Annotated in this window: 1 protein-coding gene; it reads left to right on the forward strand. The window is 62.9% G+C overall.

Translation table 11 applies throughout. The annotated features are described in order from the left end of the window. The coding region (locus tag QP415_RS10735) for a transposase (RefSeq protein WP_285100038.1) at window positions 1–582 on the forward strand (582 nt) is incomplete at its 5' end. Window positions 583–631: the final 49 nt, after the last annotated feature.

The raw sequence follows: 631 nt of genomic DNA on the forward strand, positions 1-631 counted from the left end.
GACCTAGTCGCCCGAGGCCTCACCGGCGTGCGCCTGGTCACCAGCGACGCCCATCTGGGCCTAGTTGAGGCCATCGCCGCCAACCTGCCCGGAGCCACCTGGCAACGATGCCGCACCCACTACGCCGCGAATCTCATGTCGGTCACCCCCAAAGCGCTATGGCCCGCCGTCAAAGCGATGCTGCACTCGGTGTACGACCAGCCCGACGCCGCATCGGTCAACGCTCAATACGACCGGCTCTTGGACTACGTGAACGACAAGCTCCCCGCCGTGTGTGACCACCTCGATCAAGCCAGGGCAGACGTCCTCGCGTTCGCATCCTTCCCCACCGGGGTATGGACCCAGATCTGGTCCAACAACCCCAACGAGCGCCTCAACCGCGAAATCCGCCGACGCACCGACTCCGTGGGAATCTTCCCCAACCGCCAGGCCATCATCCGCCTGGTCGGAGCCGTCCTAGCCGAACAAAACGACGAATGGGCCGAAGGCCGACGCTACCTCAGCCTCGACATCCTCACCAAATCACGACTCACACCACAACCCACCCAACAGGAGGAACCCACACTCCAACTCAGCGCATAACCCACCCCGAAGGACACAAAACGATTACACCACTCCACAGGACTTGACC

Source organism: Pauljensenia sp. UMB3104 (assembly GCF_030217285.1).
In the GTDB taxonomy this organism is placed as follows: domain Bacteria; phylum Actinomycetota; class Actinomycetes; order Actinomycetales; family Actinomycetaceae; genus Pauljensenia.